The sequence below is a fragment of the Paenibacillus sp. FSL H8-0457 genome (assembly GCF_038051935.1).
Lineage (GTDB): Bacteria > Bacillota > Bacilli > Paenibacillales > Paenibacillaceae > Paenibacillus_AQ > Paenibacillus_AQ lautus_A.
The window spans coordinates 4929690-4953917 of record NZ_CP150293.1 but is presented as its reverse complement, the minus strand read 5'-3'; the positions used below and the strand labels follow the sequence as shown (position 1 = coordinate 4953917).

General features: G+C 51.4%; 23 protein-coding genes. 16 read left to right on the top strand and 7 right to left on the bottom strand.

Annotated features, from left to right (window positions below; translation table 11 throughout):
• The first annotated feature begins 17 nt into the window (after positions 1-17).
• Positions 18-2099 (top strand): penicillin-binding transpeptidase domain-containing protein, encoded by a 2082-nt coding sequence (locus MHI43_RS22010; RefSeq protein ID WP_036664075.1) that lies wholly within the window; start codon positions 18-20, stop codon positions 2097-2099.
• Positions 2100-2306: 207 nt separating this feature from the next.
• Here the strand turns inward: MHI43_RS22010 and MHI43_RS22005 are convergent, their stop codons facing one another.
• From MHI43_RS22005 to MHI43_RS21980, 6 genes are all read right to left on the bottom strand, one after another.
• The gene (locus MHI43_RS22005) at positions 2307-3338 is read right to left on the bottom strand and encodes a glycoside hydrolase family 88 protein (RefSeq protein WP_015736451.1); all 1032 of its coding nucleotides are present in this window, start codon (positions 3336-3338) and stop codon (positions 2307-2309) included.
• Between the two features lie 44 nt (positions 3339-3382).
• Positions 3383-4216, bottom strand: a complete 834-nt coding sequence (locus MHI43_RS22000; protein WP_009589991.1) for a carbohydrate ABC transporter permease — start codon at positions 4214-4216, stop codon at positions 3383-3385.
• A 5-nt stretch (positions 4217-4221) separates the two neighbouring features.
• On the bottom strand, positions 4222-5121 hold the full coding sequence (locus MHI43_RS21995) for a sugar ABC transporter permease (protein ID WP_009589786.1): 900 nt from the start codon (positions 5119-5121) through the stop codon (positions 4222-4224).
• A gap of 118 nt (positions 5122-5239) precedes the next feature.
• Positions 5240-6580, bottom strand: coding sequence for an ABC transporter substrate-binding protein (locus MHI43_RS21990; RefSeq protein ID WP_036664073.1), 1341 nt, complete (start codon positions 6578-6580; stop codon positions 5240-5242).
• Positions 6581-6723: 143 nt separating this feature from the next.
• Positions 6724-8271: a response regulator gene (locus MHI43_RS21985; protein WP_015736449.1), complete on the bottom strand. Its 1548-nt coding sequence runs from the start codon at positions 8269-8271 to the stop codon at positions 6724-6726.
• Positions 8272-8284: 13 nt separating this feature from the next.
• Positions 8285-10018: a sensor histidine kinase gene (locus MHI43_RS21980; RefSeq protein ID WP_015736448.1), complete on the bottom strand. Its 1734-nt coding sequence runs from the start codon at positions 10016-10018 to the stop codon at positions 8285-8287.
• Positions 10019-10254: 236 nt separating this feature from the next.
• On the opposite strand from MHI43_RS21980, the gene MHI43_RS21975 reads away from it, so the two are divergent.
• The 3 genes from MHI43_RS21975 (at position 10255) to MHI43_RS21965 (ending at position 12246) form a co-directional block, all read left to right on the top strand.
• Positions 10255-11355, top strand: a complete 1101-nt coding sequence (locus MHI43_RS21975) for a GDSL-type esterase/lipase family protein (RefSeq protein ID WP_036664301.1) — start codon at positions 10255-10257, stop codon at positions 11353-11355.
• A gap of 94 nt (positions 11356-11449) precedes the next feature.
• Positions 11450-11830, top strand: coding sequence for a sensory rhodopsin transducer (locus MHI43_RS21970; RefSeq protein ID WP_015736446.1), 381 nt, complete (start codon positions 11450-11452; stop codon positions 11828-11830).
• Between the two features lie 8 nt (positions 11831-11838).
• Entirely contained in the window at positions 11839-12246 is a 408-nt protein-coding gene (locus tag MHI43_RS21965) for a GNAT family N-acetyltransferase (protein WP_015736445.1), read from the top strand.
• A 58-nt stretch (positions 12247-12304) separates the two neighbouring features.
• On the opposite strand, the gene MHI43_RS21960 is transcribed toward MHI43_RS21965, so the two are convergent.
• The gene (locus MHI43_RS21960) at positions 12305-12706 is read right to left on the bottom strand and encodes a hypothetical protein (RefSeq protein ID WP_036664071.1); all 402 of its coding nucleotides are present in this window, start codon (positions 12704-12706) and stop codon (positions 12305-12307) included.
• Between the two features lie 259 nt (positions 12707-12965).
• Here MHI43_RS21960 and MHI43_RS21955 point away from each other — a divergent pair, with 259 nt between their 5' ends.
• The 12 genes from MHI43_RS21955 to MHI43_RS21900 all read left to right on the top strand — a co-directional run bounded on the left by MHI43_RS21955 (position 12966) and on the right by MHI43_RS21900 (position 24187).
• The gene (locus MHI43_RS21955; protein ID WP_036664300.1) at positions 12966-13382 is read left to right on the top strand and encodes a hypothetical protein; all 417 of its coding nucleotides are present in this window, start codon (positions 12966-12968) and stop codon (positions 13380-13382) included.
• Positions 13383-13589: 207 nt separating this feature from the next.
• On the top strand, positions 13590-14663 hold the full coding sequence (locus MHI43_RS21950) for a Gfo/Idh/MocA family oxidoreductase (RefSeq protein WP_081746335.1): 1074 nt from the start codon (positions 13590-13592) through the stop codon (positions 14661-14663).
• A gap of 42 nt (positions 14664-14705) precedes the next feature.
• Positions 14706-15617: a TIM barrel protein gene (locus MHI43_RS21945; protein WP_036664069.1), complete on the top strand. Its 912-nt coding sequence runs from the start codon at positions 14706-14708 to the stop codon at positions 15615-15617.
• 96 nt (positions 15618-15713) lie between these two features.
• The gene (locus MHI43_RS21940) at positions 15714-16505 is read left to right on the top strand and encodes a lipid II flippase Amj family protein (RefSeq protein ID WP_015736440.1); all 792 of its coding nucleotides are present in this window, start codon (positions 15714-15716) and stop codon (positions 16503-16505) included.
• 47 nt (positions 16506-16552) lie between these two features.
• Positions 16553-16849 (top strand): hypothetical protein, encoded by a 297-nt coding sequence (locus MHI43_RS21935; protein ID WP_036664067.1) that lies wholly within the window; start codon positions 16553-16555, stop codon positions 16847-16849.
• Positions 16850-17196: 347 nt separating this feature from the next.
• Positions 17197-17895 carry a FadR/GntR family transcriptional regulator gene (locus tag MHI43_RS21930; protein ID WP_015736438.1) on the top strand — a complete coding sequence of 233 codons (699 nt, stop codon included), beginning with the start codon at positions 17197-17199 and terminating at the stop codon, positions 17893-17895.
• Positions 17896-17986: 91 nt separating this feature from the next.
• Positions 17987-19336, top strand: coding sequence for an acyclic terpene utilization AtuA family protein (locus tag MHI43_RS21925; RefSeq protein WP_036664065.1), 1350 nt, complete (start codon positions 17987-17989; stop codon positions 19334-19336).
• 13 nt (positions 19337-19349) lie between these two features.
• Positions 19350-19676 (top strand): DUF4387 domain-containing protein, encoded by a 327-nt coding sequence (locus MHI43_RS21920; RefSeq protein WP_015736436.1) that lies wholly within the window; start codon positions 19350-19352, stop codon positions 19674-19676.
• Between the two features lie 3 nt (positions 19677-19679).
• Positions 19680-20573 (top strand): ABC transporter permease subunit, encoded by an 894-nt coding sequence (locus MHI43_RS21915; RefSeq protein WP_009589957.1) that lies wholly within the window; start codon positions 19680-19682, stop codon positions 20571-20573.
• A 14-nt stretch (positions 20574-20587) separates the two neighbouring features.
• On the top strand, positions 20588-21460 hold the full coding sequence (locus tag MHI43_RS21910; RefSeq protein ID WP_009589953.1) for a carbohydrate ABC transporter permease: 873 nt from the start codon (positions 20588-20590) through the stop codon (positions 21458-21460).
• A gap of 65 nt (positions 21461-21525) precedes the next feature.
• The gene (locus MHI43_RS21905) at positions 21526-23019 is read left to right on the top strand and encodes an extracellular solute-binding protein (protein ID WP_036664295.1); all 1494 of its coding nucleotides are present in this window, start codon (positions 21526-21528) and stop codon (positions 23017-23019) included.
• 13 nt (positions 23020-23032) lie between these two features.
• Entirely contained in the window at positions 23033-24187 is a 1155-nt protein-coding gene (locus MHI43_RS21900) for an ADP-ribosylglycohydrolase family protein (protein ID WP_036664062.1), read from the top strand.
• Positions 24188-24228: the final 41 nt, after the last annotated feature.

Below are 24228 nucleotides of genomic sequence, written 5' to 3'. Positions count from 1 at the left end.
AAAGGAGCGTAGACAATGTGATAGGCTTTAAACCTTATAAAGACTTACCGGATGAATCAGAAACCAGGCGTAAATTCCATGGACGGATCAATATTTTCTTTTTCAGCGCATTTTTAATCTTTTGCGTCATAATCGTTCGCCTTGCCATATTACAGTTCGTAGAGGGACCGGAGCTGGCAAGCCAGGAAACCGGGGGGGAGCAGAAGCATTTCCCGCTGCAGCCGATCCGGGGGTCCATCATCGATGCGTCCGGCACCAAGCTTGCATACTCTACGGCTTCAAATTCTCTATATATTACGCTCATGAAGGATTACAGCAAGAAGACGGACAAAGGGAAAGAAAACCGGCCGGAAGCGGAGGAGATGGCGAAGCGGCTTGTCCAGGCGTTTAACAAGTATGGGGATCCGAACCTGGAACCGACGACCGTCAAAAAAGTGATAGACGACCTGGATTTGGAATATAACAAGCAGCATGGTTATGAACCCAGACGCATCAAGACGGATTTGACGAAGGAAGAGATCGCTTATTTCATGGAGAACCGCGCCAAGTTTCCCGGCATCCAGATCGTGGAGGAGAATGTAAGGCATTATGATCCGGATACGGTTGCGGTTCAGACGATCGGGTACTTAAAGAAGTTCAGAGGCTCCAAAGACCTCAAGGTTTATGAGGCTATTGATCAGAGCAACAAGGATCAGAAGAATCCCGGCTTGATCTACACGGAAGAAGAGTGGATTGGCTATGACGGATTGGAGCGGATGTTTCAGGAAGAACTGCGCGGCAAGAGCGGGTATCTCAGCATTCCGATCAATCCGCAGAATATGGTGGACGGCGTACCGACGATGGTCGCTCCTGAAAAAGGCCATGATATTCACACCACGATTCATAAAGACATTCAGCTTGCCACGGAGCAGGCCATCATGGATCAGCTTCAATATCTTCATACTCATCCGGTATCGGGTAAGTTACATAAGGATGCCTTAACTGGATATGCGGTCGCCATGGAGGTGGATACCGGTCATGTGGTTGCGATGGCGAGCATGCCGGATTACGACTCGAATGTGCGGGTAAATGGTGGCAAAATTACGCAGGATGTCGTGGACGCGTCGGGAAACGGCACGATTACGATCTATGGATCAGGTCGCTCGGGAAACGGCTTTGAATCCATGATTTTTCTCGGTTCCGTCATTAAACCGCTGACGGTGCTGATCGGGCTTAATGAGGGGTTATTTGGCATTAATGACACTTATCCTGATCAAGGGTACGCCACCATAGGTCGGGAAGGAAGCGAAACGAGAATTTCCAACTCGAGCGGTCATCGAAACGGACCCATCAAACCGCAGTTAGCGATTCAGCAATCCTCGAATGCTTTTATGATTGATATGATTGGCAAAAGGCTAGTCAGCAAGTATGGCGGGGAGAAGGGCGTTACGGTCTGGGATGAATATATGGAGAAGTTTGGTCTTGGCGTCGTAACGGGGAGCGGCTTGCCCAACGAGCATAAAGGACTGAAAAATTATACCGATACAAAAGCAGCGGGAAGTAATCTGGCGGCGTTAGCCTACGCTTCCTTCGGTCAGCAGGGTAAATACACCCCTCTACAGCTTGCTCAATACACCGTCATGCTGGCGAATGAAGGCAAGCGGGTCAAGCCGCAGCTAGTCAGCAAAGTCACGGATCAGGATGGCAACGTGGTCAAGGAATTCGGGCGCGAGGTCCTGAACGAGGTCGAATTTCCTAAAACATACTGGCAGACCATTAAGCGGGGGATGAATACGCAGGGGCTGGCCGCATTCGATGATTTTAAATATGACTTTGCCCGCAAAACGGGAACCTCCGAGCAGGAGGCTAAGGTAAATGGAAGATGGCAAAAGATTGATAACGGCGTCTTCATCGCCTTTGCTCCGCGAGATAATCCGAAGCTGGCAGTTGCCGTCGTTGTGCCGGAGGGCGGCTTCGGCTCGCAAAGCGCCGCGCCGATTGCGAGGAAGATATTCGATGCTTATGACGAAATCTACGGACTTGACGGAACGCCGCATCCGAAGAAAACCGAAGATCAAGCTAAGGATAACGGAGAAGACGAGACAGGGGACTATGAATAAACAGCGTAGACGCGGAATCGTGAAGATTAGCGATGGGAGACGGGGAGACTAAACCAATGATATGGGATGAAAGTATATCGGGTGCAGTCGGTTCATGTTCATCATTATTAATCAATACCATTCGCTTGTGAGGTGCAAAATCATTATAGGCAGGCTGTAGAGGCGAACTTGATCCTCTCCATCCTGCCTTTTCTGTATCTTATTTAATCAATAAGGATTGCTCCTGATCTTCAGCACTTCCGCGAGAAAGGTCAAGGCCAGACCTTGGCCCCAGCCCTGGATTCGCTTATCGGGCACGCCTCTGTAACCTGCGGCGTCCTTCATGACGGCCGTACCCGCAGATACGCCGGTTACGGTACCATCCTCGGTGATTTTGGCCAAGATGCCGTCAATCGATTTCTGCGTGTATTTATTATAGATCCGTCCTTTGGTCAACAGGGCGGCGGCGATGCCGGCCGAGCCGGACGTTTCCAGCGGGGATTGCGGATCGGTCGTAATCGTATGCCACAGGCCGGATTCATGCTGCAGCCGGACCAGGGCGCTGAGCTGGTCGCGCAGCGAGCCTTCGATGATCATGAAGGACGGGTGCGTGACCGGTACAAGCTCCAGGGCACGAGCCATCGTGATGGCGGCCCAGGCATTGCCCCGACACCAGAAGACGCCTGACATATGGTTGCCGGCGATGTTGTCCCAGCCGTGGTAATACAGATTCGTGACGGGATCCTGCAGGCAATCCTCATGGCCGTGATACTGCTTCAAGCCATCCTCGAAGTAATCCTCCCGGTCCAGCATCACGCCGATCCGAAGCAGGAAGTAGCCTGCCATGAACATCGTATCGACCCATGCCTGCTCCGGAAAGTTATACGTTTCGGAGTTCACCGTATGCTGAAAGATGCCGTTCCCGAAACGCAGTGCATCATGCGTGAGATACTCGGCCATTTCCTTCGCCGTTTCGATATACCGTTCATCCTCATAAACCTCATACAGCGTCAGGAGGGAGTGGCCGATGGAGACGCCGTTGACGGACAGCTTCGGCAGCCCCTCTTCCATATTTTCGTCGACCCAGGCTTTCAGCTGTTCCAGATATTCCTTTTTGCCGGTGGCCTTGTAGGCTTCGCATACCCCGTAAAAGGCGACCCCGCCCGGCCAATCCCAGCTGAAGTCCATGCGAAAGGTCCGGTCAACCACGCGGTCAATGACATTCTCAATTTGTTGATCATCAAATACAAGTGCTGGCATGATGAGAAACTCCCTTCATATTCAATTGAATCTATGTGTATGGATTACCCTTTCAATCCCGTCGTGCTGATCCCTTCCACGATGTATTTCTGGAAGATAAAGAAGACGATGACGACCGGCAGCAGCGATAAGGTAGCCATGGCAAACATGCCGCCCCAGTTATTAAGCGATTCCCCGTCTAGGAACAGCTTTAAGGCAAGTGACACCGGATATTTCTCCGGGTTGTTCAAGTAAATGAGCGGATTGATGAAATCGTCCCATCTCCAGTAGAAGGAGAAAATCGAACATGTAATGAGAGCGGGCACGATCAGCGGCACAACGACCCGGAAGAAAATCCCGTACTTGCTGCATCCATCAATCTTGGCGGCTTCGTCCAGTTCCTTCGGAATCGTGCGGATAAACTGCATGATCAGAAAGATGAAGAACGGAATGCCGAAGAATTGGGGAACGATTAACGGTTTGAAGGAAGACAGCCAGCCGAATTTGGCGAACATGACATATTGCGGGACAATCACGACGTCATGAGGCAGCATCATCGTAATCATCATGCAGGCGAACCAGAACTGCTGTCCGAAGAACTTGGTCCGAGCCAATCCGAAGGCGACAAGCGCCGAGGAGGCGACGGCCCCAATGGTGGAGATGATGACAATGATGAACGAGTTCTTGAAGAAGGTGCCGAAGGTGGTCCCGGCGAATCCCTTCCAGCCCGTAGCATAATTCGAGAACTCCAGCCGGCTCGGAATCAGGCTGTAAGCCGTCGTGAATATTTCATGATTGGGTTTAAGCGAGCTGGCGACCAGCCACAGAATCGGATAGGTCATGCCGAGGGCGAACAATCCGACCAGGGTATGGTAGAGAACACGTCTGGATTTGGTCATAACCGTCAATCTCCTTTCGACTCGTAATGAACCCAGCGGGTGGATGATCTGAAGATGAGCAAGGTCAGGACACCGACGATAATGAGCATGATCCAGGCAAGAGCCGACGCGTAACCCATTTCAAAATGCGAGAACGCCTTGCGGTATAAATAGAGCGAATAGAGCAGCGTTTGATCCAGCGGGCCGCCTTCGCCGCGCGAAATAATGTAGGCGGGGGTGAAGGTCAGGAACGCCGAGATCGTCTGGAGCGTCAGATTGAACAGAATAATCGGACTGAGCATAGGCAGCGTAATCTTGAAAAAGCGATGGACCGCATTGGCACCGTCCACGCTGGCGGCTTCGTAGTAATCCTTCGGTATATTTTTCAAGCCGGCCAGAAAAATGATCATCGAGGAGCCGAACTGCCAGATGGACAATGCGATGAGCGTCCAAAGCGCCGTGCTGGGATTCCCGATCCAAGAGGTCGTGGAATGGATTCCGAAGAGGGACAGGGCAGAGTTCACGAGCCCCTTGTCGCCGAAGATCTGCTGCCACATGATGGCCACGGCCACGCTTCCCCCGATGAGGGAAGGCAGGTAGAAGGCGGAGCGGTACAACCCCACGGCCTTGGTTGCGGTATTCAGAATCATGGCAACGAAGAGGGCGAATATGAGGCGCAGGGGAACGCTGGCGAATACATAGGTGAATGTGACCTGAAAGGACTTGCCGATCTTGTCGTCCTCCAGAAACAACCGCTCATAATTCCCGAGGCCCAGCCATCTCGGCGCTTCCATCAGATTGTAATTGGTGAACGAATAATACAGGGACGACAGGATTGGATATAAGGTAAAGATGAGAAAACCAAGAACGAACGGCGCTGAAAACACGTAACCGGTGATGTGCTCGTTCTCGCGGAGCCTCTTCATAGACTTCAACCCCTACGATTCAGATTTGGTTGCGCCCCGTGCAGGGGTCACTGATGTAAAAAGGCATCTCTTGCACGGGAAAGACGTGCGGGAGATGCCTTGTCTAGCCGTATCCTGGTTATTGCTGAGATCTGGCCAAGATGGCATTCGCTTCCTTGCGGAACTCGGCCGCGGCATCTTCGATCGAGATTTTCTTGAACAGGATGCGTTCGCTGAGATCTCGCAGCAGCTTCTCGATCTCTACCGCACCGATCGGGTTAGGAGGATCTCCTGGCGTGCTGTTGGCCTCAGCCCAAGTGACATAGTCGAAAATTTTGGCTTCGTTCTCGGAGAGGAGCGGCTTCAGCGCTTCCTTTACCTTGGCGGATACGGGAACGCCGCGTTCGCCCTTGATCAGCTTGTTGGCCTCGATGTCGTTGATGAAGAAGCTGATGAATTTGGCGGCTTCTTCCTTGTGCTTCGAGGTTTCGGTGACCGAGAAATACATCGAAGGTTTCAGGAAGAGACCGTCCTTCGTTCCGGGACCCGGCATCGGATTCAACTCCAACGAACGGTCGGTTACCAGATTGGCCACGGCAAGGAACTGGTTGGACCAGCCGGTGCCCGAGATGGAATTGCCAAGGACGATTTCATCCTCCTCCGCTACGCCTTTCTTCTGGGCTTCCTTGTCGAGAGACAGGATATATCCGTTGTCGTACCATTTCTGGTAGCGGGTGAAGTAATCGATAAAGGGCTGGTCGTCGCTGTACCCGATCGTTTTGCCGTCAGCGCTGTACATTTTCTGGCCGATGGTTCTTAAATAGTACGGGAAGAAGACGTCATGCCGGTAAGCAAAACCTCCGATCTGCAGGCCTTTTTCTTTGGCTTGGGCCCCCATTTTGTCCATGTCGTCCCAGGTCCATTCCTTGGACGGAATATCGATGCCGTTCTTCTTCATCGTCTCGACGTCAAACGTGGTTTGGAGTGCGTTCACGCCGAGGTTCATGGCAACCAGCTTGCCGTTGACCTCACCGCCGCTCAGCGCATTCTCGCTGACGTCGGCGACATCCAGCTCGCCGCTCTCGGTGAACGGCTTCAAATCCGCCAGCTGATTCCGGCCTGCATATTGATTCAGGTAGGAGATGTCCATTTGGATAATGTCCGGAAGTCCGCCGGCCACCGCTTGGGGAGCAAGCTTCTTCCAATAGTCATCGAATGGGGCATATTCCGGTTCAATGGTGACATGCGGATTCTGGGACTCATACATTTCGATGACCTTCAAGGTATAATCATGCCGGGACTGACCGCCCCACCACGCAATGCGGAGCTTGACCGGATCCTTGCTATCGCTTGCAGTCGCCGGCGGCGTTTCCGTTCCGGTTCCGCCGTTTGCCGGCGGTTCGGCAGCGCCTCCGCCCGAACAGCCGATCAAGCTTCCGATCAGGGAAAACATCAGGACCGCGCTTAACACTTTTTTCATTCCATTTCCTCCCCTTTGTTGATGGACCACAAATTATCGCTTCAAATGTTAGTGCTTACATTCCCAATTATCTAGTTTTCGAGGGGAAAGGGTAAGGAAAAAAACCGTGCAGTTTGTTTAAAAAGCAGAGATGTACGTACAAGTTATTCGCTCTTTTTCATATATTCGGAGGGCGTGCAGCCGATCTGTTTCTTGAACACTTGGCTGAAATATTGAGGATTGTCGCCAAAACCGAGCCGCTCCGCCATTTCAAAAATTTTGATATCGGGATCGCTGAGCATCATTTCGGTTGCGCGTTTCATCCGAAGCTTCATCACGTAATTGGAGAACTTCTCGCCGGTCTCCTTTTTGAACAGCTTGCCAAGATAGTCGGCGTTCATATACAGCATGTCGTTTGCCACCAGGTTGAGGGTAAGCTCCGAGTTGCCCAGCTGGTTCTCGATGATCTCCACCACCTTGCGCACGATGGCGTTGTATTGGACCTTGTTCCGTTCAAAGTTTCGCAGCGTGATTTCCCGAACCGTTTCTTCCAGTACGCCTTGAATCGCTTGGAGCGTGCTCATCTCGGCGATTTCCGGGATTCGCGCGTAACGTTCCTGCATCTGGTCCGGATCGGTCAGCCGGATGAGGGATACGTATTGCTGAATGATATAGGATTTGGTCATCTCGATGCTCAGCTGCGCACGCTTCAGTTCCTGAACGAACTCGGTCAGGGCAAGCTCCGCTTCGTTTCGATGGCCGGATCGGACGGGCATGCACAGCCGCTCCTCATCAAGGACGAAGCTTCCTTCCATACCGCCGACGTGCAGCGTATCCTCGGTTGTGATCATTCCGCTTTCGTCCAGGTAGAACCGGTAGTTCAGGCACTGCAGCGTATCCCGGTACAGCCTCCGCGCCTGGGTAACAGGTCCGGGATCGCTGATCGCGATCGTGACGTCCATTTTGTAATACTGTTTAAACGTGCAGCGGATATCCTGGAGCTGCTGATGAAGCCGCTGCTGATCGTTACGGTCCTCGATCAGCACCAGGACCTGCTGTCCGATCGTCGTACTCAGCAGCGTCGTGTCCAGCAGATCCTCGGCGATGTTCTTCACGGCGAATTGATGCTCGAATTCGACGGAGCCTTCCAGCTGGAACAGCAGAAGACGCACAGGCTGATCGAAATCGTATTCGAACAGGCTCCGGTACTCCTCCAGATCATGGCGCCCATAGGTCTTGTTGGTGACAAACTCCTTGAGCACCTGTTCTTTGACATGGGGCAGCACCTTCCGGAGCCGGTCCTTCATCTCCTGGACAAACGTTTCCTTGTTCCGGTACTGGGTCAGCTCGTCGATGACCTCTTTCAGCGCTCCACCGATCTTGTCCTCGTCGGTCGGCTTCAGCAGGTAATGCTTCACGCCGTATTGCATGGCGCGGTTAGCATACTCGAATTCGCCGAAGCCGGACAGCAGCACGAATTTGATATGAGGATGGGAGGCGTGGGTCTTGGCAACGAGCTCCAGACCGTCGAGTCCGGGCATGCGAATGTCGCACACGACGATATCCGGGCTCTCCCTGACGATTTTTTCATACGCTTGAATTCCGTTCTGGGCGGTACCCGCCAGCTCGGTTCGGTATGCCGACCAGTCCACCATCTGAGATATGCCGTCCAGAATAATCCGTTCATCGTCCACGAGCAGTACTTTGTACATTCGAATCCCTCCGTTATTTGGGTAAAGACAGAATCACGCGGGTTCCAAGACCCGGTCCGCTGTCGATGGATAAACCGTAATGGTCGCCAAAAGCCAGCTTGATCCGTTCTTCGATGTTTAACAGTCCGATTCCGTTGCCGCTGGTGGCCAAATCGCCGCTTCGCAGCCGCGTCAGGGTATCCGGCGCCATGCCGGGACCGTCATCCTCCACGATGACGCAGAATGCGGAAGGCGTCTCCGTGCAGGACAACGTAATTCGACAAGGGTCTACGGATGGCTCCAGCGCGTAATGAATCGCATTTTCGAGCAGGGGCTGAAGGGACAGCTTGGGTATTTTGCGGTGCAGATCCTGCTCTTGTACATCCAGCGTAAAATGTAAGCGGTCTTCGAACCGGAATTTCTGTATGATGACGTAGTTTCGGACGATCTCCAATTCTTCCCCCAATGTCAGAATGGGCTCCTTCAAACTGACGGAGTTTCGCAGAAGGAAGGCTAAAGCCTGCACCATGTCGGAGATTTGGGACTGCTTGTTCATTTTCGCCAGCCAGTTCACGGATTCCAGCGTGTTATACAGAAAGTGAGGATTGATTTGTGCTTGCAGCGCTTTAAACTCGGTCTCTTTGATCAACAGCCGGTTTGAATAGTTCTCGGTAATGAGGGCGTTGATTCGCTCAATCATGAGACGGAATGTGCGATGCAGCAGTCCCAGCTCGTTCATGGCGACGGGGGCTGCGTCCTGAGGCAGCACGTTGGCTTCCGCAAAGTTTCCTTTTTCCGCGAGTTTCATCCGGGTAATGAGACTTTCGATAGGACGTGTCAGCCCCCGGCTGAACCTGATGCCGAGCAGAATCGCAACCGCGAAAATAACGGTGAAAACGATGATGACAAGCTCTTTAATGAATATGATTTGCTTGAAGGTTTGGTTAAAGGGTGTGACATTCATATATGTCCAGCCCGTGTTGCCCGATCGGTTATGCGCAATGAAGTAGGTGTGGCCATCGATTTCCCGGGTAAGGTACCCGTTTCCGGATGACAGGGAGGATTGAATGACCGCCGGATCGAAGTGCGGCGTTGCGGGATAGATCACATCCGCACCCGAGGTCACGATCAGGTCGCCTTCCCCGCCGGCGGATTTCCGGACGATTTTGTCCATATTGATGCGAATGATGATGGTGCCCAAGTAGTTAAGATCGAATAATGTGCCGGAATAGGATCTTATTTCCCGGGAAAGTAGAAGAGCCGGATCACTTTCGTCCGGGTATATCCAGCGTTCTTCTCCATCCGCGTCCCCGGCAAGCTGAAGAATCCGTTCCTTCTTGGCAGGTTCAATCGGGACGACGCTGCCGACGTCCTGTTGATGGTCATATGAATCGATCAGGTGAATAGAGTAGAGCATGGGCTCGGAACCGACATAATTCAGGAGGCGGTCTACCAAATGCTGGCGGAGGATGAGCCTGTCATAATCGGATTCGCTCCCGGCGATGGAACGCAATATATTCTGGATCTGGGTATCCGTAATGATATTAAAGGATAACTGTTCGACCCGCTCGAGCTCTGACTCAATCGCGGAGGAAGACAGGTGAAGGACCTGGGATGATTTGAGGTACAGCTGCTCGTCGTAGATGGAGAAGGCATACTGCTGGACGATGACGGCGAACGCAAATGCCATGGCAACGATAAGGCTGATAAGAAGGGAAAGCTTATTTTTGATTTTCATATTTTTATAGATCGTCATCCATTTTTGCACGGCAACGTCTCCTTGCGCTGGTCCTAAAATGTTGTGTACACATTATGTACCGGGTTGTAAACGCTGTCAATACGTGCGAGGTTATTCCAACACCCGGGATAATCGGGGCGGCTCTTCTCTAATTAGTCGGTTATTTGAACATGGAGGACGGTTACTTGAATGTATGTTCGGCGGTTACCGTTCCATAATGGACTTAGATGAAATTCAACCGGGAGAGGTGAAGTTCGTTGCAAAACATGTATAAATTCGATTTCGGTACGGAAGCGCCAGGCCATGAACATATCAAAATAACCGCCGAGACCTTATATAGTCCCGAGCTTGGCTACGGATTCCATTCCGTATCCAGCATATCTGCCGTGAATCGGGCGGGGGGAGAGGCATTAACGGGAGATTTTATCATCCCGCTGAACGCAGCGTTTCAGGTCGATGTCTCGGATGGCCTGTACACCTTGCATCTATTGATTGGCGATGCCTGGTTTGATACGGAAACCTCCATGCGGGGGACGGAAGGGCAAATGCTGCTCGCTGGGAAACTCATCCCGGCAGGCCACTTTGAACGTTACAGTATGACGGTGCCAGCGGTTCAAGGGAAAAGCGTACTGTACTTTTCTGGACGGGCTCCCCGAATTAACGTACTGGAAGTGCTGCCTGCACCGCATGCAGCATGCCAGGTGTTTCTGGCTGGGGATTCGACGGTAACAAACCAGCCTGCGGACGGCTATCCTTATGCCGGGTGGGGGCAAATGCTGCCCGCATTCATGAAAGCGGATGCAGTTGTGAGCAATTATGCACGTTCCGGACGAAGCTCCAAGAGCTTTATTGCGGAGGGAATCCTGGAACGAATCCGGGAGAAGATGAAACCCCATGATTACATGCTGATTCAGTTTGGCCATAACGATCAGAAGCGTGATGAGGAGAGGTACACGGAGCCTTTTTCAACATACAAGGAGTTCTTAAAAGAATACGTGGATGTTTGCCGGGAGAAACAGGCGACACCGATCCTGGTTACCCCTGTTCACCGCCGTTACTTTGATGGCAAGGGAAGGCTGAAGGACACGCATGGTGATTATGTAACGGCCGTTCGGGAGCTGGCCGCGGAGGAGCAGGTGCCCTTGGTCGATTTGGCGGCGCTGAGTCTGGAGTATTTTAACCGGCTGGGTCCGGAAGGGACCAAATCCGTGTTTATGTGGGGGAGGCCGGGGGAATTTCTTCGGTTCCCGCAGGGGGTAATGGACAATACCCATTTTCAACAGCGCGGAGCGGCCCAATTGGCCGATATGGTGGTTGGCGGTTTGAAGGCGCTTGGACTCCAGCCGTTGTCCCTGTTTCTGCGGTAACATGCCGGGTCCCGAACCTGAAAAAGAGGAACTTTGGCACCCGCAGCGAATCTATTCAAAACACCCTAAATCATACGAGCGAGGAGCGAAACGCATGTCAAAAGGTGAAAAGCAATGGATTATTCCCGATGGGTATATCCCTCCTGAAAGCAGCGGAGAACTAACCAGTCATGAATCCGTCTGTGTGTTGAACTTAACCGAGCAGGACGTAGTGGTTACGATTCATGCTTACTTCGAGGATCGTGACCCATTGCTGGGAATGGAAACCATCGTGCCAGCAAGAAGAACCAAGCACATACGGACCAGCTCCCTTCGAACGGGTGACGGGCAGGGTATTCCTCCGGGTATTCCCTATGCCATGGAAGTTACAAGCAGTGCACCTGTGTTTGTTCAATACAGCCGACTCGATTCCACTCAGGCCGAGAATGCTTTAATGAGCGTGATGGCATATCCGGTAACCCAAATTTCAAAGTAGGTGGATGCATGGTACATACGGTGACGTATTCTAAAGAGCCTCCTGAGGACGTTCATGAACTGGAAGCTCTATATGATGCGCTGGAGTGGAACTCCATAAATTTATCCGCTGCCGAATTGAATACCATATGCAGGCAGAGCTGGTATGCCGTCTATGCGTACGACGGACAGCGATTGGCAGGCATGGGGCGCATCATTTCCGATGGGGTCATAACCGGCGTTATATGCGGATTAGGCGTACATCCGGAGTATCAGTCCAGAGGGATTGGCCGACAGATCCTTCATCGATTGGTTGAACATTGCGAGAAGTCCCGGGTCATCCCGCAGTTGATGTGCGAGGAAGGGCTGGAACCGTATTATGAGAAGCTGGGCTTTCAGCGATTCACCATTGGGATGAAGAAGAATATACGGCGATAGACGAAAAAGGACCGCAGGGCGGTCCTTTTTTGCATGTTGGTTATTGGTTATATGAGATTTAAAATTTGGCGTCTTTGATCATTTCGTAGACTGTCAGGGAATCCTCACGAACTTCCAATGCAATCACGGTATCGTCCTTTTGGAAAAAGTGAACATGTCCCATTTGTTTTTCTTCCAATTGGGTCCAACCTGCGGCTTGGATCTCTTGGAAGTAGCGCTTAGGCGTGGCCAAGCCCTGTTCGCCGCCGATGCCCTTCACCTCGTATTCAGCGCCGTTATCTATATTAGGATTCTCAGGTTCCGGAATGGTCTGCATTAGCGCTGCACTTTCCGGGATTGGAAAGTCGTCATCAACGGACGAAGGCTTGTATCCGTCGACGGGCTCCTCGTATCTGGGCGTACATCCGACCGCAAGCAGGAACAGTGGCAGCACAATAATGGCGGTTAAGTATTTTTTCATATGCATCGCTCCTTATATGTAAGGAACGCCGCAAAGCTGGAAAAAGTTGTGGATCTTTTTACAAAACTGACGATCGAATCCTCGAATCACTATGCCAATTGCGCGGATCATTGAAAAAATCTTACTAGACCCGTTGCTGCTGGATACGCAGGAGGGAAATAATGTTAAAATAGTTTTAGTCGAATATAGGCCTAGTTGCGATTTCCGTGCCGGTCCCGGTAAGGAAGGTACATAGAACCAAGAAACGAAGGTGATGGATATGTTTCAGAATGTCCCGCATTTGCTCATCGCGGACCTTCCCGGTTATTCACCGGATATTAGCCGCTTGCTGTCGATGATGAATTATGCCAGGTTCACGACGCTGCAGGAGGTCAAGGATTTAACCATGGAGCAGCTGCGGAAATGGGGTCCTGGCCTGAATCTGGGAGATGAAGGCAGAGCCGCGATTCGAGGCCGTGAACTCAATTATTATATCGAGCGGTTAAACGAAGTCCGAAACCGGACGTTCGAGCTGTTCCGGTCGGTTACGGATGAATGGCTCTACATCGAGCAGCCATTCTGGTATAACAAGCACGCAAATTATTATTTTATGTGGTTCCACGTCTTTGAGGACGAGATCAACCATCGTGGGCAAATCCGTCTTATTCGAAAGAAGCTGCCTCATGCAGTGAGTTAGGAGTACTTCATGCAACTGCTAATTGTCCGTCATGCGCAATCACACGACGGCACGATAGCGGCATCTCGCCGATACTTGGAGGAGAATGTTAGGTGCCAGTTTTGGGTGAAACGGCTCCTTTTCGGTGAAAATCTGATCAAAACTGGCGATTCTCTTGGATGATAAAGTAGTCGGGGATACCATGATTTTTCTATATGAGGTGATTGGATGATGAAGCCACTGTCTGTAGGAATTATCGGGACGGGATTTGGCAGAACGGTTCATGCTCCTATTTTTCAGATGCATCCCGGGTTTCATGTGAAAGCAATTGCCAGCGTTCATCGACAACGCACGGTGGACCGCACGTGGAATGGAATTCCGTATTACAGAAATTGGCGTGACATGCTGGATAGAGAGCAGTTGGATCTGGTATCGATCGTATCTGCACCAGGCCATCATTATGAAATGACGATGCTTGTCCTGCAGTCCGGCTACCACGTCCTGACGGAGAAACCTCTGGGCATGAATACGGAGCAAACGTTACAAATGCTAAGAGAGTCAGAACGGCTGGATCGACAAGCTTTCGTTAATTTTCAATGGAGATGGAACCCGATTAGGCAACGAATCAAACATATATTGATGGGCAAAGAGCTGGGGGATATTCAGCATATCAAATATAACGGGAGTTTCTCTGGATACTCCGTTCTGACGGAGTCATATAGGGGGTGGGAAGCCCGAAGTGAGAATGGCGGAGGATTCCTGTTCGCGGTGGGTTCCCATATGGTTGATTCACTGATGTGGTGGATGGGCGAAGAGATAACGGAAGTGTACGGCGATTTGAAAACTCAGATACCCTCTTATCATGGGGATGCCGGGATTGAGATTAGGGATGCCGATGATGCTTTTACCTTCACGGGACGATTTAAAGGTGGAACTTCGCTTGTGGTGGATGTGTTTTTTCCTGGAATCCACGGCATGGGTTGGACGTTGGAGATTTACGGGACCAAGGGAACGCTGATCATGCGTGATGACCGCACCCTTGAATGTAGCTTTGGCGGTGCATTTGAATCGATCGATATCGACCCGTTTCATCCCCCGGCAAATCTGGAGGCTCCGGCATTGCACTATTATAACGGCTTTTATCAGATGATAGATGGCATATACCACAGTTTAACTGGAAACACCCCAATAGATTTACCGACTTTTGCTGATGGGCATAAGGCCCAGGCCGTTCTTGACGCGGTGCGGCTTTCGTCCGAGACGTGCAGTCGAATCAACGTTGACTATGGATCAATGCCATGATTCGGTAAAGTCTGCAGTAAAACTCGAAGGAGGCGGAAGCACATGACTCAGCGTCGTTTACAGATAGGCATGTGGGATCAGTTTACGGAAGAGCGATGGGAACGGCTTGCGGACAAACATATCAGCGGGATGGAAATATGCAGCTTTCCGAATCGGGAGGCGTTGGTTGAGGTCAGCGATTTTTGCCGTAACCAGCGGATCGCGTTCGGTGTTCATGCCCCGATTCTTCGTAAAGGGGGATATCGGTTGCCTCAAGTCAATGCACCCGAACCCGAGATCTTTCGGGAAGCGCTTGAACAAATCTCGGCCGAGGTTCGGTTAGCCTCCAGTATAGGGGCAGATTATATGCTGTTTCATTATCCGTTTTATCCGATCTTTCAGGAGCCTTTCACGCCGTACCCGAGACTTCCTAGCCCCGAGGAGCGTTACAGTTACAGCCAATTGGGCAAAGAAAGATTCCGGGAAATGTCGAAGCGGTTATTTGAGTTTCTCAGTGAACTCCAGCTTCGCTATGGGCAGCGCATTGTGCTAGAGCATGATTTCTTTGGAGATTACGGGGATGTGCTGGTCGATAGCTTTCACGCTTATCCCGACATCGGGTTTGTGCTGGATACGGCCAGGCTTGATATAGCTCGCAGGGCCTTTCAAGGTTTTGATCCATACCCATTTCTCGATCGGATGGCGTCCCGGATTTATTTGGTCCATTACAGTAACGTATGGTACGAGAAGGACAAGTTCACGCATCATCTGCCGGTGCTGCCGGAGCATGATCATGATGCGAACTATGGAGAAGCCTACGCCTATTTGCAATACGTTGCCGCCCGTAATTCACGGTTCCATGTGACGTTTGAACATAACGCAAGCCTGATCACTCGGCAGCAATTGCAGCAGATCTATGACCGGACGGCATTCATGCTTAAAGAGCAGGGAGGGCACGTACTAATTCGGCCGTAAACGCGATAGACATATAGGGAGAAACAGACTGCAGATTCAATCGGTGACATGATATGGCACGACTTAGCATGCACCTCAGGTGGGGAGGAACCCTCTATGATACAGAGCTTGATCGTTGTGTTTGTCCTGACGATGATTATTCATACGGCGGAGACGTTGTCATACTCTGCGAGATATGCCGGAGTGAAATTGAACAAAATTGCGGTGGCGTTATCCTTGACCGGAATCATTGTGCTGGTTTCCAGAACGTCCAACCTGGTTCAAGCTCCGCTGACGGGCAAATTCGTGGATTATGCAAAAGTGGATCCTTCGTTTGACGTGCTCTCCTATTTCAGGGCGATATTGCTGGCTGCATCGATCGGAACGATTGTCGCAATCGCATTGTTTCCTACCTTCGTCAATCTGTTCAGCCGCATTATCAGTAAACTGGAGGTCGCCGGATCCATTCCGAAGCTTGTATCAAGCGTGACCATCGGGCAGCTCAAGAATACACGGCATTACATCAGGAAGCCGAATCTGAAGTGGAGCCAGTTTCGCTACTTAGGCGTACCTAAACGGTTCATTTTGCTGAATATCGTGGTTACGGCTTTTTACACGGTAGGTGTCCTGGCATCCCTGTATGCCGCACATCTCGTTCCCCAGTACAGCACCATGGCCTCCCAAGCGTCCGGACTGATCAACGGGATTGCAACGATTATCTTAACGATATTTATCGATCCTCAGCTTGGTTTGATTACGGACAAAGCCACCCGTAATGAGGAAGCGAGGGAACAGCTGGGCAAGGTGTATACGATGCTGATGGTTTCGCGGTTTTTCGGAACGATGCTGGCCCAGCTCGTGATTATTCCGGCGGCTTACGTCATCAGTGAGATTGTAAAATGGATATAAAGACGGTGGTATTGGTTAGAAAACAAGAATGAGAGAGGAGTTGGATCATGATGACACGTAAACGTTTGGCGATGGAATCCGTGTTGTTTGCCGCAGCAATATATATAGGCTATTTTGCATTTATGATGCTGCAAGGGATGGTGCTAACACAGAGACATGCGCAGGATCTGGATCTGACCAGGCAATATGAACGGGTGGAAACCCTGCAGACCCAGGTTACGTTTGGAATGGTGGAACGGAGCAGCGGGTGGCAAACAGCAGCAGCGATCGGAGGCTTCGTTCTATTGGGCGGCTTATATGGTTACATAAGATGGCAATGGAACAAACGGAGATCGCAGTCATAAATTTGAAGTCGTAGAGCACAAACCCTGTCATGGATTTTCGTCCACGGCGGGGTTATTTATGTAGGTGGAATTTCCGTCGTTCGCGTGGAGTTTAGAATCAAGAATAATCGCCCCGAATCCTTCCGTGGATTGCTAACTCGAGGGGCTTAATCCCTTATTAAGCCGGATGATTGGGTGACCCAATTATCCGGTTTCCAATGCCTTATAGGTCAAAACTACCGTGATTTTATCGATGAAAGCGCTATTTTTATGCTTGACAGCCTATTCAGATGCGTTTATGCTAAACGTGCGGTTAATTGGATCACCCAATTATCGTTTGCGCAAGTAGGGATAGAGAGGGTAGTCATATGACCATTAAGAAGATTAAATATCATCGGGTATACGAGGATGTTATCGAACAGATCAAGAATCTGATTCTGGAAGGGAATCTGGCTCCGGGTGATGTCCTGCCGACAGAACGGGAGTTGGCCCAGTCCTTCGGCATTAGCCGCGGAACATTGCGGGAAGCCTTTCGTATTCTGGAGCGCGAAGGATTGATTGAAGCCAGACCGGGCGGCGGACGTTTCCTGAGCAAGGCACTGGACGTTGCCGAGGATCGCAGCCGAATTCTGGACAACATTGAACGCGCTACCATCATCGAGTTGTTGGAGGCGCGGGAATTGTTCGAGACGGGAATCGTGGAGCTGGCGGCAAAGCGCGCAACCGATGAGGATATTGCCGAGATTGAAGCCGCCTTCGCGACATGGGGGGAGATCGATCAGAACGCGGAGGATCGCTCGAAGCCGGATCAGGCGTTTCACCTGTCGATCGCCAAAGCCACGCATAACGTGGTCCTTGTCAATATGATTGAACTGCATATGGATTTACTTCAGCGGACGCTGAGCAAAACAGCCCAGATTCCGGGGCGCAAGAGCGAGGTCTACGAAGAGCATTTACTTATTATGCAAGCCATTAAGGAACGGGATCCGGTAAAAGCGAAGCTGGCTTTGCTGAACCATCTTAGCCGGGTTAAAGAAAACATACAGAAAAACCACATTCATGTTTAAGAGGGGGAAAATGCACCCCCTTTTAGCACAAATTGGATAATCCAATTATCCAATGGTCATGGGTGAATATGTGGGTAGAGAGGGACTGCAGATGAATACAGACATTCGAATTCTATCACCCTGCGGCATGCTGGGATATGGCTTTCCTGAACAATCCTTTATGAACGGACTGGAGTTTGGTCTGCACGGCATCGTCGTGGATGCAGGATCTACGGATGGCGGACCGCATAAGCTGGGCGCCGGCGTATCGATCGTCAGCAAGCGCGCGGTTAAGAAAGACCTGGACATCATGATCACCCAGGGTTTGCCTCGGAACATTCCGATTATCATCGGATCGGCCGGCGGCTCGGGAGCAAGGACCCATGTGAACTGGACGCTGGATATCATTGATGAGATTTTGGATGAGCGGGGTCTTCAGGCCAAGGTGTCCGTTATCTGGGCGGATTTTACGCAGGAGGAAATCCATCTGGCAAGCGAAGAAGGGAGAATCAAGGGACTGAGCCCGAACATTCCGCCACTGACCCGCGAGCGGATTGATTCCACGAACAGCATCGTTGCCCAGATGGGACACGAGCCTATTGTGGAAGCGCTTAAACAAGGGGGAGACATCATCGTATGCGGCCGGGCTTATGATCCGTCCCCATTCGCGGCGATCGGGATCTATCATGGCAAGGACCCGGGGCTATCCTATCATCTGGGAAAAATATTGGAATGCGGCGCACTGTGCGCCGAACCTGGCACAACCAAGGACAGCATTCTTGGCACGATCAGCGATGATTCGTTTACCGTTCAATCGCTTAACCCGAACCGGACGTGCAGCCCGACCAGCGTTGCCGCCCATACCTTCTATGAGAAGGAACATCCGTATATCCTGCATGGTCCCGGATTCACGCTTGATTTGGAGAATTGCCGATTCGAGGAAGTGGAAAAAGGCGTCGTTCGCGTGACGGGCAGCAGGTACCTTCCGGCGGAGAAATATTTCATCAAGCTGGAAGGCGCAAGACGCGTCGCGTATCGGACCTTTGTGGTCGCAGGGATCCGGGACCCGATCCTGATCGGGAAGCTGGAAGAGGTTGAAGAATATGTGCGCAACCAGGCGCGGGAATATTACCGGGAAATTCCGGAATCGGATTATCGGATTCAATTCTACAACTACGGCAAGAACGGCGTTCTCGGAAGCAAGGAGCCCGAGTCGTTCGACGGGCACGAGATCGGCGTCATGTTCGAAGTGGTGGCCAAGACGCAGGAGTTGGCAAACAGCATATGCGCGACGGTGCGTTCCACCTTCCTGCACTACGGCTACGAAGGCCGGAAATCAACGGCAGGCAATCTCGCGTTTCCATTCGCGCCAAGCGACATCGAGTTCGGTCCTGTGTATGAATTCTCCGTCTACCATCTGATGGAAATGAAAAATAATGCTTTTCGTATAGAGCATCGATAAGGAGGATCAAACCATGACTCAACTCGGCGATTTGGCGAAGGTGCTGCGAAGCAAAAACTCGGGCCCCTTCGAAATTACATTAGACGTGTTGTTTGATTCCAAGGAGCAATATGACAGAGTGAAACAGTCCGGCATCATATCGAAACGGACCATATGCGAGCTGTATCAGATACGGGAGGAGCAGATTCATCATCTGGTGTTTTTCGACCAGGCGCTGGGTTTCAAGATCACGATGTCGCGGGATATATCGTCGGGCAGCGTCGGCGACCGCGACGTGTACGGTGCCCAGCAGCATGCTCCCCTCATGAAGTTATCCGTCGAACATGGGGAGGAGGGGTAAGACATGAAGGTGTTAAGACGCTTAAGGCAGGATTGGGTATTATACGCGATGCTGTCGCTGCCTCTGCTCTACTTTTTTGTTTTTCACATCATTCCGCTGTACGGCATGAAACTCGCCTTTCAGGATTACCGGATTCTCGGGGATCATGTGTGGGTCGGGTGGAAGCACTTCAAGACGTTGTTCAGCTCCCCCGCCTTCACGAGCGTGCTGCAGAATACCATTATCATCAGTTTGATGAAAATCGTATTCGTGTTCCCGATTCCGATCATGCTGTCGCTTCTGATTAATGAAGTTCGGAGCTCGAAATACCGCAAATATGTGCAATCCGTGGTTTATCTGCCGCATTTCCTGTCTTGGGTCGTGATTGCCGGGATCTGGATCAGTCTCTTGAACCCAGCCGAAGGCGGAGTCAATTTGATTGCGAATTTCTTTCAACTGCCATCGGTGGATTACATGACCAGCAAGGAGCATATCCGTTGGGTGCTCGTATTCTCCGAAATCTGGCGAAGCGCGGGTTGGGATTCCATCATTTATTTGGCAGCCATCATGAAGATCAGCCCAGGATTGTATGAAGCAGCCAAGATCGACGGGGCGACCCGGCTGCAGCAGATGAGGTACATCACGCTTCCTCATTTATACAGCACAGTTGTAACCGTCTTCATTCTGAATCTGGGCTTCTTCATGAATGCTGGTTTCGATCAGGTGTTTAACTTTATGAACGATTCCATCATCAGCGTGGTCGATATTCTGGATACGTATGTGTACCGGATCGGTATCGGAAACGGACAGTTTGCTTATGCAACCGCGGCGAGCCTGTTCAAGGGCGTGATCGGCATCATTCTCATCCTGGGCACGCATTTCATATCGAAGCGCTTCTCGGGCAAGGGCGTCTGGTAAAGGAGGGATTTACGATGAGACGGCTTGAAATTTCCAAAATCGTCATTTATCTGATGTTGTTTGTATTTACGCTCATGGTCTTGGTTCCTCTCCTGAATCTGCTGGCGCTGTCTCTAACCGACCCCGGCAAAGCCCATCTGATGGGCGGTCTGGACATCATTCCGAAGGGATTCTCAACGATCAATTACCAGCTGTTGTTGTCCAATCCCTTGATCACGGGCAGTATTCTGAATTCGGTATGGATTACCGTGGCAGGCACATTCCTGAATCTGCTGCTGACCTCCATGGCAGCGTACGTGCTGGCGAGAACCGAGTTTATCGGCAAAAAGGTCGTGTTGTTTTTCCTGATCGTCATTATGGTATTCGAGCCGGGCATGATTCCCGAATACCTGCTCGTGAAGGATCTCGGACTGATGAATACGTTAACCTCGCTGATCCTGTACAAAGCGATCAACGTGTACTATCTCTTTATTCTGATGCGGTTCATTCAGGACATTCCGGAGGAGATTCTGGAGGCATCCCGAATCGACGGCGCAGGCCATTTCCGCTTGTACAGCCGAATCATCCTGCCGCTCTCAAAACCGGGGTTGGCGACCTTGGGCTTGTTCTACGGAGTGTACCACTGGAATGAATATTTCCGGGCGACGCTCTATATTTCGGACCCGACCAAATGGCCGCTGCAGGTCGTGCTCAGACAGTTTGTTGTCCGTAAGGACAATACGTCACTGATCGGGAACCAGAACATGTTCGACAGCTCGATCAATTTTGATTTCGCTTCCCTGCAGGCAGGTACGATCATGATTGCGATTGTGCCGCTGTTATTCCTATATCCGTTCATTTTGAAATATTACGCCAAAGGCGAACTGGAGGGCGGAGTCAAGGATTAAGCTAAGGAAGGCAGCTTAACTTAAGGCATGAATGTTCAAATTCAAAAAAGGGGAGAAAGATGAACATGAAAAAATTAAGCCTGTTATTAATCGTTGCCATGCTGGTTATGGTCATGTCGGCATGTACATCGAATTCGAAGACGCCGGGAGCGGGCCAGACCGAGCCCGGGACCGCGCAGCCTGAAGGAAGCGGTGATCCGGTTACGCTGAAGATCGTGTACAAGGATGAAGGAACGGCGAATCCCGTTTCCGTTAAATTCTTCGAGACCTTGGAGAAATCCCTGGCCGAAGACGAAGGCTTGAACGTGAAATTCGAGCTTGTGGATCTGGCACAGGGCAGTTATGCCGAGAACCTGAATCTGCTGCTATTAGGCGGAACCATTCCGGATATCATCTACTTCCAAGGCGGCGACCAGCAAATTGCCGAACAAGGCCTGCTGGAGGATCTGACACCTTACATTGAAAAATCCACTTACATTAAAGATATCATCGAGCCGCATAACCAAACGCGGATGGCAAGCTATCCGTATCTGCTGTGGATCAAACCGCTCGCACCGAAGACCCCGGTCATCCGGGCCGACTGGTTTAATGCCATGGAGAGCTCCAAGGCCTTGATGGAGAATCCGACCGTCGACAATTATTACGCCTTCTTTAAGGAGTTGGTGGAGAAGAAGCCCGGTGAAGGCAAGCCGAGTTACGCGCTGACGGCAGCAGGCGATATTGCCGAGATCAACTTCATTTTCAATACGGCTTTCGGTTTGGATACGACTTGGCTTAAGAAGGAAGACGGCACTTATGAGTACTCCAAGGTTTCCCAGAATGAAAAAGAAAAGCTGACGTTCTACAACAAGCTCTACAAGGAAGGACTGCTGGACCCGCAATTCATTACGAAGCAGTGGGATACGAAGGAAGATGCCTTCTATAAAGGGGAAGCTGCCGTTATTACGGGCACGGCCGGCAAAATCATCGATTTGTATGACGGAAGAATGCAGGAGCTCGGCGGAGAAGACGCTAACCTGATCGTGCTGCCGCCTGCCAAGGGTGAAGCTCAAGGCTTCGGGGCAACCGACGTAACGAAGGAATCCAGAGGACTTGCGATCTCTTCCCAGTCGCCGCATAAAGACGTGGCGTTCAAGGTCTTTGATTACCTTGCAAGTCCGAAGGGGCAAATGCTGGACCGTCTCGGTTTCGAAGACGAGCATTATAAAGTCGTTGACGGCGAGATCGAGCTGAACGAGAAATATTACAGCGAATGGTATGCGCGTTTCTGGGAGCCGACCGAGATCAAATCCGAAACGCCTTTGAAAACGCCGCTATTGGGTGAGCCTGGAACCGAATCGTTGAAAATGGCTACCGAGTTTTACACGGAAGACAATAATTTCATCATTCCTGAGCAATTTATTGCGAACTGGGATGCGATGAACAATCTGTACAAGGAATATTCGACGGACTTTATTACAGGCAAGAAGGACTTGTCCCAATTCGACCAATTCGTTGAAGCCTGGAATGCTGCAGGCGGAGCAGAGATAACGAAATACGCCAACGAAAACATCAAGTAAGGAGCCTATAACTATGACTTCGTTTCGTAACCGGGTGAGGGGCGTGGTGATATCCACCGCGCTCGGAGACGCAATGGGAGCTCCAATCGAGAAATTGACGTACGAGGAGATCAAGTCCAAGTACGGACGCGTGGAATCCCTCATGACAAGATGGCATAAGATGGACCTGCCCCCCGACGTCCGGCTTGGCCGGATAAGGGGAGATGGGATTGTCACGGACGATACGCTGATGACCATTGCGCTCATGAACGTGTATCTAACCGAGGGCAGGCATCTGGATGCCTATGATATGGGCAACGAGTTCGTGAAGGAGATTGCGTTCCGCAAGACGTTTGTCCCTGAGCTGAATGAGGAAACGTTAATTATCGACCGATTGTTCTATCCGGAAAAATATATCCTCATGCGTCATGTGCTGGCCAATTGCGATCCGAGAGAAGGCGGCATCGGGAATATGGTGAACTGCGGGGCGGCGATGTACATTGCCCCGATCGGGATCGTCAATGCGGGCAATCCCAAGGCGGCCTATGATGAAGCCATCCTGTTTGCGATGGGTCATCAGAGCAGCTACGGCCTGGAAGCCGCGGGCGTGCTGGCCGCTTGCGTGGCGAAGGCCTTTGAGCCAGGGGTGAGTGTGGACGATATTGTCCGCACCGCCATCAGCCTGGCGAAAGACGGCACGAAAGCGGCCATTGTGGAAATGACGCAAGCTGCGCGGGAACTGCGGCATCAGCGGGATGACATGGACAAAGTGATCGAGGTGTTTCAGGCGATCATGCTCAAATATTCGCCGATGGGCGATGACGTGAGCCGCCATATCGACAAGGTTGGTATTCCGAGCAACCATTATACGCCGAGCCGCCTATGGTCGATTGAAGAGCTGCCGATGGCACTGGCGTTCATCGTTCTCAATGACGGAGAGTACTACCGTTCGATCCTGGACGGGGTAAACTCCGGACGGGACACCGACTCGATCGGCGTCATGGCCGGGGTGATCCTGGGCGCCATGTATGGCAGCGAGGTCATCCGCAAGGAAGATATCGAACAGCTGAATAAGGTGAATCGTTTGGACCTGTGTGCCATCGCCGACCGGTTCAGCGGCATTGCCGCGAAGATCATCGAGGAGGATCTCCGCATCAATGAATCTCGCAAGAATATTGTAAGCCCATAGTTTTTTGCAAGCCATTGGAACTCAGCGGATGTAGAGGAATG